This is a genomic window from Flagellimonas sp. HMM57, from assembly GCF_021390175.1.
In the GTDB taxonomy this organism is placed as follows: domain Bacteria; phylum Bacteroidota; class Bacteroidia; order Flavobacteriales; family Flavobacteriaceae; genus Flagellimonas.
On sequence record NZ_CP090004.1, the window covers coordinates 2,723,198 to 2,738,058 of the forward strand.

A 14,861-nucleotide genomic window follows, 5' to 3' on the forward strand; every position below is an offset into this window, starting at 1 on the left:
AAATTAAACAATAAATTCATATTTTTGTTTATTATTTTTTATCAATGATTCAACAGAAAGGGCTTGATTTTGTCAAATTGCAAAGTATAATGATAGTAGTGACCATCTTTGCACTATGGTTTTCCGTATTTTCAAATGATGAAATAGAAGGTTTTGTTTCCTTTTTCTTCATATTCACTTTTGGTATTCTTCATGGTTCAAATGACATCAAGTTAATACAGGTAAGTGCAGAAAAGAGCAAAGGTAAATATCATAAAATGAAGGTGTTTGGATTATATGTAATGACGGTTTTACTCATATTGTTAATCTTCTCTTTCTTTCCAGCACTGGCATTGATTTTCTTTCTTTTGATAAGTGGATTCCATTTTGGGGAACAACATTGGAATAAAAAACTACATAAGAAAGCCAAATGGGACATACTTTTGTTTACATTTTACGGATTATTCATTTTGTTTATGATTTTTTGCGTAAAACATGAACAAGCATCGCCTATCATCTATGATATTTCTGGTTTTGCGCTTGAAAAGAATAATTACCTTATAGCGACCGTGATTATTGGTATACTTCTCTTGCTACAATTGGCCGTGTATTTTTATTTCAATCTTTTAAAAGCGAATATTTGGGAAGAACTATTCTATTTATTGGTCTTTTTTATCATATTTCGGACCGCATCTTTACTTTGGGGTTTTTGCATATACTTTGTTGTTTGGCATAGCATACCTTCTTTAGTAGATCAAATGAACTACCTCTACGGGGCCTCTAACAAAATGACATTTTTAAAGTATTTGAAATCCTCATGGATGTACTGGGTGATTTCTTTAGTGGGACTTTTTGGGTTATATTTTCTCCTTCGGGAGAATACCCAATTTTTTACTTCAATTTTATTGTATTTTTTAGCCGCTATTACGTTCCCTCATGTCATTGTAATGTCTAGGCTGGAGGATTAATTAGAAGTTTACCCTAAAACTTACGTTTGGCGTAATGCCCAAGGAAATGTTCTCCACTGTCTCAATCTGGTCATCTTCGGTTACACGGTAGTATTTGTCAAGTATATTTTTTCGGTTGGCAATGTTCAATACTGAAACCCCGGCATTGGCATTAATGCCTTGACCCAACTTGAACTTATAGATGACCGAAGCGTCTGCCCTAAGATATTGTGGAAGCCTACTGCTATTTGGGGATTTGTAATTGATTCTAGCAGGAAATACTGAAGTGTCCAGGGAAAGGTCACCATCCTCTGACTCAGTAAAGGGTTTTCCTGTACGATAATTAATTCCTACCCCTACTTTCAGGTTTTTGTAAGTGTACGTACCAGCTAAAACCATTGTATGCCTTATGTCCAAGTTATTTGGAAAGCCACTTGGAACTATGGTGCTAAAATTATAATTATTGTCGTTGAAGGTATAGCTTAGCCAAGTACTATATTTTTTTCCTTTTTTATTTATCAAGAATTCGAGTCCTTTAATAGTGTAGCTCCCTATTTCCCCATTAAATTGATTTTGGTTCTGAAAGCCTTGTGTATTTGTGCTTATTCCATCTACTTCTTTGTAAAACCCTTCGACCCCTAAATAAAAATTGTTATTGTCATAGTTAATGCCAATGGAACCCTGTCTACTTTTTGTAATAGGCAGTGTATCATCATCGGATAAAACCCATCTACGTTTCTCAATGCCCAGAAAATTTTGTTCCAAATCAATAATTTGGTTAACGGTTTGGCTTTTAAATTCCCCTAAAACTTCTCCTCGTATATACTTTGCCAGCCGAAAGTTTAAGTTGAGGCGAGGTTCAATGATAAACCTGGAAAATGTATCCCTATTCTCTATAAAATTAAATCGCAAGCCTCCTCTGGCAACGAACCTATTCTCTGGAGTGCTAAAGCGAAGTTCCGTGTGTGGTGCATGAATTCGTATTACACCTTTAACTTCACTATTAAATGGGGGTTGGGTAAGATCGGTCAAATTAGTAATGCTTGTCTCTACGTACTGATATCCGTTTGTCCAGTCAATTGTGTTTGATACAGTATACTTAGTATCAAGCTTTAAAGCATTTTCAAGCACTAGATTGTCCTGTAATAAAAATTGTGACCGATTTCCAAAAAAGCTTTGGGAATCCAAATTGTAGCGCGAATAATAGATGTTCAGGTTAGAGCTGAACCTATTTGTCCAATTGCTTTGCAGTTGCCCCCCAATGGATAAATTACTTTGTTTTAAAACACTATTTGTGGTTTCAGGTTCTGTAGTAAGATTGGTCTCTGAATATTCAAGATTATTGGTAATGCTAATAAGGTTTACCCTAAACTTGTGCTTGTTGTTGATGTCATAGAGCAGTTTTCCCGTAAAATCATAAAAAAAGAAGTTTTCATCCCTGATGATATCTTCATCTACGATTGCATTATTTTGATTGGTAACCTCACTATCCTGAAACGCTCTATCAAAAAATTGGGCATACGTAGGCGTATTTAAAAAGTCCGTTGAAGAACGTCTGGCGGAGAGTTGTATTCCTATTTTATCGCTCAAAGGAATTTGGCCGTAAACATCCCCACTTATAAAATTAAAACCTGCGCCACCCAAAACAGTATCGGAGAGTTCGTTTCTGGTTTCCATCTGTATAACGCTACTTACGCCATCACCAAAGGTGACAGGTGTTCCATTCTTTATTACGGCAACTTTATCCGTTAAATATGGATTAAAAGCAGAAATCAATCCAAAGAAATGTCCGGATTGATACATTTTAATTCCATTCCATAGCATAAGGTTTTGATCATTGGTGCCACCACGAACATTGATATCGGATACAGTCTCATCGATACTTTTTATTCCGGGCAGTGCCTGGACCGTTTGTAAAATATCAGGTTCTATAAGTCCGGGTATTATTCCAAAATCCGATGTGTTCAAGGTAATACTGGCATCTATTTCCTTTACGATTCCCGAGGTTAAAAATTGATATACCACAACTTCGTTCAGTTCTTCATAATGTTGGGCCATGAGAATTTTGGCACATCCATTTTCCTTTATAATATCTTCAACACTCAGGTATTGTGTGATATATCCTAGATATCTGATTTTGAGGGAAGCGTTCCTTGGAATAGTGTCCAAGGTAAATGAACCTTCAGTATCCGTAGTTACTGCGATTTTGGTTCCAATGACTTCTACTGTAGCCCCAGAAACATTGTTTTCAGCATAATTGTCCAATACTTTTCCGCATATATTAACAACTGTGTTTTTGGCCAATGCGTAATATCGGTCATCTATTTTCTCGGTTTTTAGCTGTAAATGTTGTTCAAGATAATTTAGAATTTCATTTAATGAAACCACATTTTCAGGCATGGAAATGGTCAAGTTGTCCAAATCCTTATCAAGGTATGAAAACTTGATATTGAAACGTTCTTCTAGATTTTTTATATAATTAGTGAGCACAATAGGTTTATCCTGTTCTTCTTGAGCATTGATAGGTGCGCAATACAGAAAAAACAGGAACCCTAAGAAGAGTTTAAAACACTTGCTACGGAGTGTTCTCAGCATAGAAAAGTACATTATCACCCTCAATTTTGTATGTAATGCGAGATGGGGTACTTATACTTTTTAACGCCATATTTAGGTCTGTGTTGCTAAAAGTCCCTGTAAATAGTAAACTTGTATCAACATCCTTGGAATTTACCTTGATATCATACTGTCGTTCCAGTTCTTTGAACACATAGGATAACGGAATACTTGTAAAATTACTTTCGTTATTGATCCATGAGGGTTGTGCGCTTTCTGATTTGGAAACGTCCATTACTTTCCCTTCAATGACTAGAAAAGAAGAACCTGCGGGTAATTTAGTATCTAGATTCTTGTGCGAGACGCTTACTAAACCTTCATAACAAGTAACCTCAAAAAAGCCTTCCCTGTTTTCAACGTTAAATAGGGTTCCCAGTACAGAAACAATTCCATACTCGGTTGAGACAGTAAATTTTTTTCCTTTGGCAACCTTAAAAAATGCTTCCCCTTTTAGTTTGACGTTACGTTTTTCATCCCATTTTTTTTCACTGTACGAAATTTGTGAATCTGCGTTTAGAGTAATTTGTGAACTGTCCGGTAATACTAGTTCTGAACGTTCGGCCAATTGGGTGGTTATTGTCTCATCCAGTGAATTGACAAAAAAGTAAGAGCCTGTCAACAAAACAGCAATAACTGCAGCAACGCGCAAGAATTTTCTAAATGGATTTAATGTAATGACTTTAGGGGCATCTCCAATACGTTCGTTTTGTAGCTCCATTAAAGATTTTTCAATATCAAATTCAGGGGCCACCAACGTACCCGAAACCTCCTTTAATTTCATAAAAGAAGCGTAGGTATCGGATTGCTTAAATTCCGCAAGCTCATCATCGGGAAGTTCTCCGTTAAGCCATTTTGCCAGATAATTTTCTTGCATGGGTGCTATGCTTTATAGTTTATAACAATTTGCGAGTTAAATACCCTACTTTTTAGTTCTCAGTTCTCAGTTCTCAGTTCTCAGTTCTCAGATTTCAGATTTCAGATTTCAGATTTCAGATTTCAGATTTCAGAAAAGTGCTTTTAAAGATAGTTCATAAATACTTACATCTTTTTGTTGTCAATGTATTCATGTTTTTTAGTATCAATACCTTACCATCAACCATCAACCATCAACCATCAACCATCAACCATCAACCATCAACCATCAACCATCAACCATCAACCATCAACCATCAACCATCAACCATCAACCATCAACCATCAACCATCAACCATCAACCATCAACCATCAACCATCAACCATCAACCATCAACCATCAACCATCAACCATCAACCATCAACCATCAACCATCAACCATCAACCATCAACCATCAACCATCAACCATCAACCATCAACCATCAACCATCAACCATCAACCATCAACCATCAAATCCCGTCTATCTCCTCACGTAGGCTTTTTAAAGCCAAATGCATTCTTTTTTCTATGGCCTTTACACTCACGCCTTCTATTTCTGCGATTTCTGCATATTTCTTTCCATCTATTCTATTGAGTAAAAATGTAGTTCTTTGGTTCTCGGGTAAATTGTTCAATGCCCTATCCAATTTCGCCTTGTATTCTTTTTCTTCCAATAAAAAATCAGGAGATTCATTGGAGTGCTCAAGAGTTGGTTCTGCGTACTTCAATCGTACCTTTTCCGCCTTTATGACGTTTAAATAGGTGTTGTTTGCGACGGTGTACAGATACGACTTTGCTTTTTCAGGCAGTACTTTTGCACAATTCTCCCATAGCTTTACAAAAGCGTCTTGTACTGCATCGTGTGCTTTTTCTTCGTTTCCGAATTTATAATATATGTAATTGAATATCGTTTTGGAATTAGTCTTGAATATGGAACTAAATAACCGTTCTTCGCAAACATTTTTCATTTAAAAGGTTTGTCATTTGCCCAAAGATATTTTAAAAAAATGAGCTTGAGTAGGGTTTTTTAATTCAGAGTTGTTTTAACATTGTAGTATGATTCTCTATGTCAAATCATTATGAAAAAACGTATTGCTAGTTTAACATATCTAGGTGTTTTTATCATGGCCCTCAATTTTATTGCTTGTCAAGATGGCTTTGAGGAAGCAGTTGATGGCAATGTTCAACAGTCTATAACAGCCAATTCCCATATTGGTATGTTGATCAAAAGAACGGCGGCCAAAGATGGTTCTTTTGATAATATCGTGGATGGTGCCAGCTGTATCTCGGTACAATTTCCATATAACGTAGAAGCAAACGGAGTTCAACTTACTATAAACTCAAGAAAGGATTTTGGGGCTATTGAAAGTATTTTTGATAGGAATGATGCAGAAACCAATAATTTGGAAATCGTTTTTCCAATTACGATAGTTTTGGCCAACTATGACGAAGAGATAATAGATTCCAAGGAACAACTACAAGAGTTAGCGGCAAGTTGTATTGAGGGAGGAAATGATGATAATATCGAATGTGTTGATTTCATATACCCTATAACTATTTTTACTTTTGACCCAAACAATCAGCGCACTGGCGAGGTCAATGTAAGTAGCGATAGGCAACTAAGAATATTCTTTAAGGGATTAAATGATACTGACCTTGTAGGTGTGGAATTTCCATTGACTTTACAAAAGTTTGATACTACTGAGATTATAATAAACACCAATAGTGAACTTGTCGCTACATTGGAAACAGCAAAAGATGAATGTGATGAAGATGACGACAACGATTTTAATGATGACGATTTTGATGAACAACAATTTGATGCCTATCTAGGACTATGTGAATGGGAGATCACGGAAATGGTCAGTGAAGGTAATAGTCAGATAGAACAATATGTTGGGTATACACTGGCGTTTTTGGAAGAAAACATTTTGCTGTTAAAAGATATGAACGGAAATACTTTTAATGGCACTTGGAGTTCAAACTTTACAACCCAAGGTGCATTAGTGACGATACAGCTCGAAGAATTTATTGAATTTAACCTTGAATGGTCGGTGTCTGAAATAGCACAAAATACCATAAGGTTCAATGTGGGCACCGAACATAAAATAATACTTGAGCAGCGCTGTGTGGACGAAGCGAGTGCTCTTATACGATAGAAATAACTAGGCATTGAGATTGGTATAAGATGATTACAGTGCCTCGCAGTTAAAGATTTTAGAAAAAGAAGATTTCCCCATTTTTTGGAAAAGGACGACTATCCCTAAAGCCGTCCTTTTCTTTTTAAGGCTTAAAAGTGTTTTGAACTAAGATTTCTAAATTATTTTTTAAGAGGGGGGGTGGGGTATATTTTGTTTAGCCTGTTCTATCAATGTAACAGATAAAATAGAATAGTAACATAAACAAAATGATCATGAAGTATTTAAAGCAAATTTTTTTAAGCAGTTTAGTAGTCCTTACCGTATCATGTGATAATAACGAGGATGGGAATGATGATTTCAATAGCAACGATTTTTTTGACAGTACCGATGTAATGGCAATGGAGAATATTGCCGAAACTGGTAGCTGGAGAGTTACAAAATTTATTGACGATGGTGTTGATGAGACCGATGACTTCGCAACATATACCTTTATTTTTAATGAAGATGGAAGTATTGTTGCGGATAATGGCTCTGAAACGGTAACAGGTTCTTGGAAAATTGAATATGATGACGATGACGATGACAAGTCAGATGATTTGGAGCTTGAAATATCTTTTTCAACATCAAACGATATTCTGGATGACTTGGACGATGATTGGTATGTTCTTGAATACAGCGTAAATCGTATTCGTTTAGCTGAAGATGATGATTTGGATGATGACGACGATGATGATGACGACGATGATGATGATGATTTTTTAACTTTTGAGCGAATCTAATAGGAGATTATAATTTGAGATAGTATGGATAAGGAGCAGTTATTTTACTGCTCCTTTTTCATTTGTGCATTTTCATTAACAAAATGTGGGCTTCCCATTGCTTATTCTTAAATTTGTCCTTCTTAAAAAATTAGGTAACAAGATGTTTGATAATTTAAGCGATAAGTTAGATAAGGCGTTACATGTCCTTAAAGGGCATGGTCAGATAACGGAAATCAATGTAGCGGAAACCCTAAAAGAAATAAGACGGGCATTGCTCGATGCCGATGTCAATTTTAAGATAGCTAAAGAATTTACCAATAAAGTCAAAGAGAAAGCTCTTGGTCAGAATGTATTGACCAATTTACAGCCTGGCCAGCTTATGGTCAAGATCGTAAAGGATGAACTGACTGCTTTAATGGGGGGAGATGCCGAAGAAATTGACCTTTCAGGGAATCCTTCGGTTATTTTAATGTCTGGTCTACAAGGTTCCGGTAAAACTACATTTTCAGGAAAACTGGCGAATTACCTGAAGAATAAGAAAAATAAGAAACCACTTTTGGTTGCTTGTGATGTATATCGTCCAGCGGCTATAGACCAGTTGCACGTAGTTGGGGAACAAATTGGGGCAGAAGTATTTTCGGATAGGGATAACAACGATCCCGTTGCAATTGCCAAAGCAGGTATAAATCACGCAAAAACTTTGGGTTGCAATGTGGTTATTATCGATACCGCTGGTCGTTTGGCGGTTGATGAACAAATGATGACTGAAATTGCCAATATCCACAAAGCAATAACACCGCAAGAAACACTGTTCGTGGTAGATTCCATGACAGGTCAAGATGCTGTGAATACCGCAAAAGCCTTCAATGATATCCTAAACTTTGATGGTGTCATACTTACAAAGCTGGATGGTGATACCCGTGGTGGTGCGGCCATTTCCATAAAATCCGTGGTGGATAAGCCTATCAAATTTATCGGTACTGGAGAGAAAATGGAGGCAATCGATGTCTTTTATCCTTCCAGAATGGCAGATAGGATTTTAGGAATGGGAGATGTGGTCTCTTTGGTAGAACGTGCACAGGAACAATTTGATGAAGAACAGGCACGTAAAATCCAAAAGAAGATCGCCAAGAACAGATTTGGGTTTGATGACTTCTTGAGTCAAATACAACAAATCAAGAAAATGGGGAATATGAAGGACCTCATGGGTATGATTCCTGGAGCGGGAAAAGCATTAAAGGGATTGGATATTGATGACGATGCCTTTAAGCATATTGAAGCTATTATACATTCCATGACGCCCGAAGAGCGCTCAACCCCATCAAAATTGAATGCAAGCCGAAAAAAACGTATTGCCAATGGTAGTGGGCGTACGGTACAAGAGGTAAATCAGTTGCTAAAACAGTTTGAACAGATGAGCAAGATGATGAAGATGATGCAAGGCGGTGGAGGTAAAAAAATGATGCAAATGATGCAGAATATGCGTTGATTTTAGTCAGTAGTCAGTAGTCAGTAGTCAGTAGTCAGTAGTCAGTAGTCAGTAGTCAGTAGTCAGTAGTCAGTAGTCAGTAGTCAATAATTTGTTACTTAAATAAGCGTTCAGATGGAAATCCTAGATGGGAAAAAAGTATCCAACGACATTAAAAATGAAATCGCGGCCGAGGTTGCCAAAATGAAGGAAAAAGGAGAAAAAGTTCCTCATCTTGCGGCAATAATAGTTGGTAACGATGGAGCAAGTCTTACCTATGTAGGAAGTAAGGTGCGATCCTGCGAACGTATCGGTTTTGAGTCTACGCTAATCCGTATGCCAAGTACAACATCAGAACAAGAACTACTTAAAAAAATACATGAGCTCAACGAAGATGAAAATATAGATGGTTTTATAGTCCAACTTCCACTTCCAGAGCAAATAGATACACAAGAAGTTATTATGGCCATTCATCCAGATAAAGATGTTGATGGCTTTCATCCAACGAATTTTGGTAAAATGGCGTTGGATATGAGTACATTCATTCCCGCTACACCCTTTGGAATTCTTGAACTTCTTGAACGTTACAATGTTGATACCAAAGGCAAGCATACGGTCGTGATCGGTCGCAGCCATATTGTTGGTAGGCCAATGAGTATTTTAATGGGCAGAAAAGGATGGCCCGGAAATTCCACGGTTACCCTTACCCATAGTCATACCAAAAATATCACCCAGATTATTTCTCAGGCGGATATTGTTATTTCTGCATTAGGGGTTCCTAAATTTCTTAAAGCGGAAATGGTAAAGGACGATGCCGTAATAATAGATGTGGGCATAACCCGTGTTCCCGATGATTCTCGCGAAAGGGGATATTATATCACAGGAGATGTAGATTTTGAAAACGTTAGCAAGAAAGCATCTTATATCACTCCAGTTCCGGGTGGTGTAGGACCTATGACAATAGCCATGTTGTTAAAAAACACGTTATTGGCAAGGGAGCGTCATAGAATGAAAAAATAACTATTCGTTTTCCTTTAATTGGGTTTCTTCGTCTGGGGTCAATATTTCCAAGTCTTGGTCGCCTTCGTCATTGGTACAACTTGTAACGGCCATTGAGGTGAATACTAAAGTAATTAAAAGTAAAATTGTCTTCATCATCTGGTAATTTAGTAGGTGTTATACCTGTATGATTTCTAATTAGATAACGTTTGGTCATACCAAAATAGTATCCAGAAATAGTTGAAAAAAGAATTGGTTTGAAGCAAGGTTTAAATTCAGTATCTTTTAGTTCAAATTCAACCGTCCATGAAAATTCAAGCATTTTTCTTTTTATCCTTTTTATTGGTGCTGAGCTCTTGCGCCAAAAAAGAAGCCACAAACCGTATTGCTGTATCATTTTCAACTAATGCCAGTGATAAACCTTTAGATGGACGTTTACTGCTAATGCTGTCCACAAACGATGAAAAAGAACCCCGTTTTCAAATAAACGCAGGGTTGAAGACACAATTGATTTTTGGCATGGACGTTGAAAATATGAACCCAGCTCAAGAGCTTGTCTTCGATGATGCCGTTTTCGGATTCCCCTATAAAAGTCTGAATAACGTCCCCCCGGGAGAATATAATGTGCAAGCACTTCTACATACTTACGAGACCTTCAATCTAGCTACAGGCCATACTGTTAAGTTGCCTATGGATAACGGAGAAGGTCAACAATGGAACAAATCTCCCGGAAACTTGTACAGTGAACCTTTTAAAATCACAATTGACGAAAATGGCGTTCAAAATGTTAATGTGGTCATGGATAAAGTAATTCCACCCATTGAAGAGGCAAAAGACACCGAATGGATAAAACATATAAAGATTAAATCTGAAAAGCTTTCTGAATTTTGGGGAAGGGATATGTATTTGGGAGCTCACGTGTTACTTCCAAAAGGTTTTGAAGAACATCCAGAAGCAAAATATCCATTGATGATTTTTCATGGTCATTTTCCAAGTGATTTTGGCGGTTTTAGAACAACGCCGCCCGACCCAAATACAAAACCTGAGTACTCGGCACGTTTTAATGTTGAGGGATATAATATTATACAACAACAAGAAGCATATGATTTTTACCAACGTTGGAACGAACCTGATTTTCCAAGGTTTCTAATCATTGAAATTCAGCATCCAACACCGTATTATGACGATTCCTATGCGGTCAATTCAGAAAGTCAAGGCCCTTACGGTGATGCGATCACGCATGAATTGATTCCGTACATAGAAAAGGAGTTTAGGGGTATGGGAGAAGGATGGTCTCGGTTCTTATATGGTGGCTCTACAGGAGGTTGGGAAGCTTTGGCGGTACAAGTAAAATATCCGGAAGAATACAATGGTTGTTTCGCTGCCTGCCCAGACCCAATAGATTTTAGGGCATATTGCCTCACCAATATCTACGAGGACAAAAATGCCTATTATTACGAAAGTGAGCACAAACAATTGGAGGTGCCTGCACATCGCGACTATTTAGGACAAATTCAGACAACAACTAGAGAATACAACCATTTGGAATTGGTTTTGGGTACAAAATCTAGGTCTGGTCAGCAATGGGATATTTGGGAAGCGACTTATTCTCCTCAAGGTAAAGATGGTTATCCAGAACGCCTCTGGGATAAAATGACGGGAGACATCAATCCCAAAGTAGCGGATTATTGGCGTGAGAATTTTGACCTTAGGTATATTCTGGAACGGGATTGGGACAAGCTGGGCGAAAATCTAAAAGGTAAAATTCATATCTATTGTGGGGATATGGATAACTATTATCTAAACAATGCGGTGTACCTAATGGAAGATTTTTTGGAAAGTACTACAGATCCTTACTATGAAGGAGAAGTATTATATGGAGACAGGTCCGAGCATTGTTGGAACGGGGACCCGGAATTACCAAATCACATAACACGCATGCGTTATAATACCATGTACGTGCCTAAAATTATGAAACGTATAGCAGAAAGTGCTCCAAAAGATGCAGACTTAACAAGCTGGAGGTATCAATAAATCATGAAGAATTCAACAAACAAAATAGCTTGGGTCGTATTTGCTTTTTTGGCCATAGGAGTAGGATTTTATCCTTTGGTCTACGCCTATTTTGGTAAGCAATTTGGTTTGTTGCTCTCAAAGAACGCCGAGCTCTTGTCGAATACGGTTTGGAATATTGGTTTCTATGGACACATTACCTTTGGAGGCTTGGCACTAATGACAGGATGGTCGCAGTTCAGTGAAAAAATTCGTTCCAAGAATTTAAAACTACACAGGAATCTTGGTAAATTTTACGTCTTTACTGTATTGATAAGTGGAATCTGTGGCGTATACATCGCTTTTTTTGCTACAGGTGGTTTTATTGCATCACTAGGTTTTCTTTGTTTGGGCGCAATTTGGCTGTACACTACGCTCAGGGCATATATAGCTATTCGAAAAAAGGATTTGACCTTGCACCAAGGAATGATGATTTATAGCTACGCTGCATGTTTTGCCGCGGTCACCCTTCGTATATGGTTGCCTCTTTTAACCATTGCGTTTGGAGCCTTCTTGCCAGCCTACAAAATTGTGGCTTGGCTTTGCTGGGTTCCTAATATGATATTCGCTTTTTTCTGGATACGGAAAAAAGGTATTGTTTTGGCATAGACGACCTACTTGGCAAACAACTGTTCCATGTCCTTAAATGCCTTGAACTCCAAGGCATTTCCGGCAGGATCAAGGAAGAACATGGTGGCCTGTTCGCCAGTCTCACCTTCAAATCGTATGTAGGGGTCAATAACAAATTTTACATTTTTGGATTTAAGGGTGCTGGAAAAAGATTGAAAAGTATCCCATGGCAATACAACCCCATAATGCGGAACAGGTACATTTTTTCCATCAACTGCATTGGTATGCACTTCTTCTTCTTCGGATTTAGCTTTGTAGTGAATGACCACTTGATGGCCAAACAAACTAAAATCTACCCAATGATCGCTACTACGACCTTCTTCACATCCTAAAACATCTTTGTAGAAGGTTCTGCACTCATCTAAATTGTGAACGGGAATCGCTACGTGGAAAGGCGTTACATTTTTCATATTGAAGACTTTTAGTAAAATTAGGATATCCTATCTAAGCCTCCAAGAAATTAACAATTTGGTCGTTCACTTCCTCTTGGTGCATGGAATGCCCCAAACCTTCCGTTGTAATCAACTTGCTTCCCTTCCAATTTTTATGTACTTTTTCTGAGGCATGATACGGTGCAATAAGGTCAAATCGATCATGGAACAATAACCCTTTTTTTGTGTTTGATAAGGCAAATTTTGAAGCGGAAAAATCAAGAATTCGAAAGCCGAACCTGTCAAAAATATAGTTGTCCAATGCTTTCATGACGCGGTCGTTGAATCTTAATAAGCCCTGATAATGCCCCATGATTTCATGGAATTCTGAAGGAGCCCCTATGATGACCAATTTTTCGACCAAAGGATTCGGATTTTTAAATTCATTGTACATAAGGGTCATACCACCTACGGAATGACCAATAAGATATTTAGGGTTGTATTTCTTAATCATATAGTGTACGGCTTCTTCATACAAAGGGACATATAGAAGCTTACCAGAAGAATATCCATGGGAAGGGGCATCGAATGCTATAACATTAAAATTTGCTTTGGTCAATTTTTTGATAAGGTTCCGCCAGCGAAACGTATTGCTTTCCCAACCATGAACAAGTAAAACGGTTTCTTTGGTTCCCGGCCAATGGTACGATTGCAATGTATGACCAGCTACTAACTCTGTTGCTTTTTTGGCGTTATCCAAGAATTCTTCTTGTTGCGGTTTAACCTTTCCTTTTCTTACGGTACAGAATAAATTGAAAGCTTTACTGGCGGTTTTCTTGGGTGCAAAAAGCGAAAGTATATTAAAATACGTGCCATAAATTCTTGGAAGTATTGCGGCTATAAGTTTTTTCATATTGGTTACTTTTTGTAACTTACTCTATAAAAGAGATTAAAAATACAGATTACTTTTTAAAATAATTGGGGTTACTAGAATCAAATCAGGTGTAATTATGGAAACTATTGCTGACAATCAGAAAGTTAGAACTGCAAAAAAATTAGAAAAAATGTTTGGGCATATTGACTACAAACATCCGCCAGAATTATGCCCTGTGCGAGATGTAATGTCCGTAGCATCTGACCAATGGAGTACATTGATCATTCTTTGGCTGGGCTATTTTCCCGTATTGCGATTCAATAAGCTTAAAAAGTTTGTCTACGGTATATCGAATAAGGTATTAAGTCAACGTTTGAAGGTCTTGGAAGCAGATGGCTATATTTCCAGAAAAGCCTATGCCGAAGTGCCCATCAGGGTTGAATATAGCTTAACCGAATTTGGCCAGTCCTATGTGGAAAGATTATTGGAATTAACGGAATGGATGCAAGCCAATAGCCCAAAGGTTTTGGCCAACAGAGAAAAATATGGATTGCTATGATGCTAGCTTAATCCCATCCCAACATCATGTATTTTATTTTGGCATCATCGGGTATTTGAACCGCCTCAATAGTTGAAGTGCCGTATCGAAGATTAGCGGGCAATTCCTCCTTGTCGATGGTAAAATAAATATTGCTTCCCTTTGGGAAAACCACAATGCTTTTTAAAGTGGTCACAATTTTTTTAATAGGATACTTTTGCTGAATTTCTCCAAAAGTACTGTTCAGCCCAATACCTTTTTCAGTTTCATACCGTATATCAAAGATTCGCACATTTTCTACGGTCGGTATGCTATCCAAACTAGGTGTCAGTGTCAATAGATGTTTCCCACCTTTTTCAAATACCTTCACTTTTCTTGTTCTTGTTCCAATTTTAAGATTCAAAGTGTCTTTTACAATAGAATCTTGCACAAAAACAGTTTCTAAATCATTTATAGGTGTCGTATTCAAAAGCATACCGACACTATTTTCTGAAATTAAGAATGTAGTATCCTTTTCTTTGCATCCAAGAAAAAATAACAAATTCAGAACGCCAAATACCAATATTAATTTTTTCATTCAACTAACAACTAAC

The 14,861-nt window shown here is 37.4% G+C and carries 16 protein-coding genes; 9 read left to right on the plus strand and 7 right to left on the minus strand.

All coding sequences use genetic code 11. The features are described from left to right. The first annotated feature begins 89 nt into the window (after positions 1–89). Positions 90–947, plus strand: coding sequence for a Brp/Blh family beta-carotene 15,15'-dioxygenase (locus LV716_RS12010; protein WP_163418046.1), 858 nt, complete (start codon positions 90–92; stop codon positions 945–947). Here the strand turns inward: LV716_RS12010 and LV716_RS12015 are convergent, their stop codons facing one another. Further along, a complete protein-coding gene (locus LV716_RS12015; RefSeq protein WP_163418047.1) occupies positions 948–3,521 on the minus strand; it encodes a TonB-dependent receptor in 2,574 nt (857 codons plus the stop codon). Then, positions 3,502–4,413: a FecR family protein gene (locus LV716_RS12020; protein WP_163418048.1), complete on the minus strand. Its 912-nt coding sequence runs from the start codon at positions 4,411–4,413 to the stop codon at positions 3,502–3,504. The genes LV716_RS12015 and LV716_RS12020 overlap by 20 nt, the downstream gene beginning before the upstream one ends. A 191-nt stretch (positions 4,414–4,604) precedes the next feature. Here LV716_RS12020 and LV716_RS12025 point away from each other — a divergent pair, with 191 nt between their 5' ends. After that, a complete protein-coding gene (locus LV716_RS12025) occupies positions 4,605–4,931 on the plus strand; it encodes a hypothetical protein (RefSeq protein WP_233759123.1) in 327 nt (108 codons plus the stop codon). On the opposite strand, the gene LV716_RS12030 is transcribed toward LV716_RS12025, so the two are convergent. After that, positions 4,905–5,402, minus strand: a complete 498-nt coding sequence (locus LV716_RS12030) for an RNA polymerase sigma factor (RefSeq protein WP_163418049.1) — start codon at positions 5,400–5,402, stop codon at positions 4,905–4,907. The two genes, LV716_RS12025 and LV716_RS12030, sit on opposite strands and share 27 nt — an antisense overlap. Before the next feature lie 111 nt (positions 5,403–5,513). On the opposite strand from LV716_RS12030, the gene LV716_RS12035 reads away from it, so the two are divergent. The 4 genes from LV716_RS12035 to LV716_RS12050 all read left to right on the plus strand — a co-directional run bounded on the left by LV716_RS12035 (position 5,514) and on the right by LV716_RS12050 (position 9,824). Then, positions 5,514–6,593, plus strand: a complete 1,080-nt coding sequence (locus LV716_RS12035; protein ID WP_163418050.1) for a hypothetical protein — start codon at positions 5,514–5,516, stop codon at positions 6,591–6,593. 254 nt (positions 6,594–6,847) lie between these two features. Continuing rightward, positions 6,848–7,354, plus strand: coding sequence for a hypothetical protein (locus tag LV716_RS12040; RefSeq protein ID WP_163418051.1), 507 nt, complete (start codon positions 6,848–6,850; stop codon positions 7,352–7,354). A gap of 142 nt (positions 7,355–7,496) precedes the next feature. After that, positions 7,497–8,825: a signal recognition particle protein gene (gene ffh, locus LV716_RS12045; protein ID WP_163418052.1), complete on the plus strand. Its 1,329-nt coding sequence runs from the start codon at positions 7,497–7,499 to the stop codon at positions 8,823–8,825. 114 nt (positions 8,826–8,939) lie between these two features. After that, on the plus strand, positions 8,940–9,824 hold the full coding sequence (locus LV716_RS12050) for a bifunctional 5,10-methylenetetrahydrofolate dehydrogenase/5,10-methenyltetrahydrofolate cyclohydrolase (protein WP_163418053.1): 885 nt from the start codon (positions 8,940–8,942) through the stop codon (positions 9,822–9,824). Here the strand turns inward: LV716_RS12050 and LV716_RS12055 are convergent, their stop codons facing one another. Beyond that, positions 9,825–9,962 carry a hypothetical protein gene (locus tag LV716_RS12055; RefSeq protein WP_233759124.1) on the minus strand — a complete coding sequence of 46 codons (138 nt, stop codon included), beginning with the start codon at positions 9,960–9,962 and terminating at the stop codon, positions 9,825–9,827. A 147-nt stretch (positions 9,963–10,109) separates the two neighbouring features. Here LV716_RS12055 and LV716_RS12060 point away from each other — a divergent pair, with 147 nt between their 5' ends. Together LV716_RS12060 and LV716_RS12065 are read left to right on the plus strand one after the other, a co-directional pair. Continuing rightward, positions 10,110–11,837: an alpha/beta hydrolase-fold protein gene (locus tag LV716_RS12060; protein WP_163418054.1), complete on the plus strand. Its 1,728-nt coding sequence runs from the start codon at positions 10,110–10,112 to the stop codon at positions 11,835–11,837. 3 nt (positions 11,838–11,840) lie between these two features. Further along, on the plus strand, positions 11,841–12,464 hold the full coding sequence (locus LV716_RS12065) for a DUF2306 domain-containing protein (RefSeq protein WP_163418055.1): 624 nt from the start codon (positions 11,841–11,843) through the stop codon (positions 12,462–12,464). 5 nt (positions 12,465–12,469) lie between these two features. Here LV716_RS12065 and LV716_RS12070 read toward each other — a convergent pair whose 3' ends face one another. Both LV716_RS12070 and LV716_RS12075 read right to left on the minus strand, forming a co-directional pair. Then, the gene (locus LV716_RS12070) at positions 12,470–12,895 is read right to left on the minus strand and encodes a VOC family protein (protein WP_163418056.1); all 426 of its coding nucleotides are present in this window, start codon (positions 12,893–12,895) and stop codon (positions 12,470–12,472) included. A 34-nt stretch (positions 12,896–12,929) separates the two neighbouring features. Further along, positions 12,930–13,769, minus strand: coding sequence for an alpha/beta hydrolase (locus LV716_RS12075; RefSeq protein WP_163418057.1), 840 nt, complete (start codon positions 13,767–13,769; stop codon positions 12,930–12,932). A 97-nt stretch (positions 13,770–13,866) separates the two neighbouring features. On the opposite strand from LV716_RS12075, the gene LV716_RS12080 reads away from it, so the two are divergent. Further along, entirely contained in the window at positions 13,867–14,289 is a 423-nt protein-coding gene (locus LV716_RS12080; protein WP_163418058.1) for a helix-turn-helix domain-containing protein, read from the plus strand. 7 nt (positions 14,290–14,296) lie between these two features. On the opposite strand, the gene LV716_RS12085 is transcribed toward LV716_RS12080, so the two are convergent. Then, positions 14,297–14,845: a hypothetical protein gene (locus LV716_RS12085; protein WP_163418059.1), complete on the minus strand. Its 549-nt coding sequence runs from the start codon at positions 14,843–14,845 to the stop codon at positions 14,297–14,299. Positions 14,846–14,861 lie beyond the last annotated feature (16 nt).

What these genes read in the sequence shown, in the direction of transcription:
- LV716_RS12050 (WP_163418053.1), top strand. Translation starts at nt 8,940, where the DNA reads ATGGAAATCCTAGATGGGAAAAAAGTATCCAACGACATTAAAAATGAA.
- LV716_RS12020 (WP_163418048.1), bottom strand. Translation starts at nt 4,413, where the DNA reads ATGCAAGAAAATTATCTGGCAAAATGGCTTAACGGAGAACTTCCCGAT.
- LV716_RS12065 (WP_163418055.1), top strand. Translation starts at nt 11,841, where the DNA reads ATGAAGAATTCAACAAACAAAATAGCTTGGGTCGTATTTGCTTTTTTG.
- LV716_RS12070 (WP_163418056.1), bottom strand. Translation starts at nt 12,895, where the DNA reads ATGAAAAATGTAACGCCTTTCCACGTAGCGATTCCCGTTCACAATTTA.
- LV716_RS12025 (WP_233759123.1), top strand. Translation starts at nt 4,605, where the DNA reads ATGTTTTTTAGTATCAATACCTTACCATCAACCATCAACCATCAACCA.
- LV716_RS12080 (WP_163418058.1), top strand. Translation starts at nt 13,867, where the DNA reads ATGGAAACTATTGCTGACAATCAGAAAGTTAGAACTGCAAAAAAATTA.
- LV716_RS12055 (WP_233759124.1), bottom strand. Translation starts at nt 9,962, where the DNA reads ATGATGAAGACAATTTTACTTTTAATTACTTTAGTATTCACCTCAATG.
- LV716_RS12030 (WP_163418049.1), bottom strand. Translation starts at nt 5,402, where the DNA reads ATGAAAAATGTTTGCGAAGAACGGTTATTTAGTTCCATATTCAAGACT.
- LV716_RS12075 (WP_163418057.1), bottom strand. Translation starts at nt 13,769, where the DNA reads ATGAAAAAACTTATAGCCGCAATACTTCCAAGAATTTATGGCACGTAT.
- LV716_RS12060 (WP_163418054.1), top strand. Translation starts at nt 10,110, where the DNA reads ATGAAAATTCAAGCATTTTTCTTTTTATCCTTTTTATTGGTGCTGAGC.
- LV716_RS12085 (WP_163418059.1), bottom strand. Translation starts at nt 14,845, where the DNA reads ATGAAAAAATTAATATTGGTATTTGGCGTTCTGAATTTGTTATTTTTT.
- LV716_RS12035 (WP_163418050.1), top strand. Translation starts at nt 5,514, where the DNA reads ATGAAAAAACGTATTGCTAGTTTAACATATCTAGGTGTTTTTATCATG.
- LV716_RS12010 (WP_163418046.1), top strand. Translation starts at nt 90, where the DNA reads ATGATAGTAGTGACCATCTTTGCACTATGGTTTTCCGTATTTTCAAAT.
- ffh (WP_163418052.1), top strand. Translation starts at nt 7,497, where the DNA reads ATGTTTGATAATTTAAGCGATAAGTTAGATAAGGCGTTACATGTCCTT.
- LV716_RS12040 (WP_163418051.1), top strand. Translation starts at nt 6,848, where the DNA reads ATGAAGTATTTAAAGCAAATTTTTTTAAGCAGTTTAGTAGTCCTTACC.
- LV716_RS12015 (WP_163418047.1), bottom strand. Translation starts at nt 3,521, where the DNA reads ATGCTGAGAACACTCCGTAGCAAGTGTTTTAAACTCTTCTTAGGGTTC.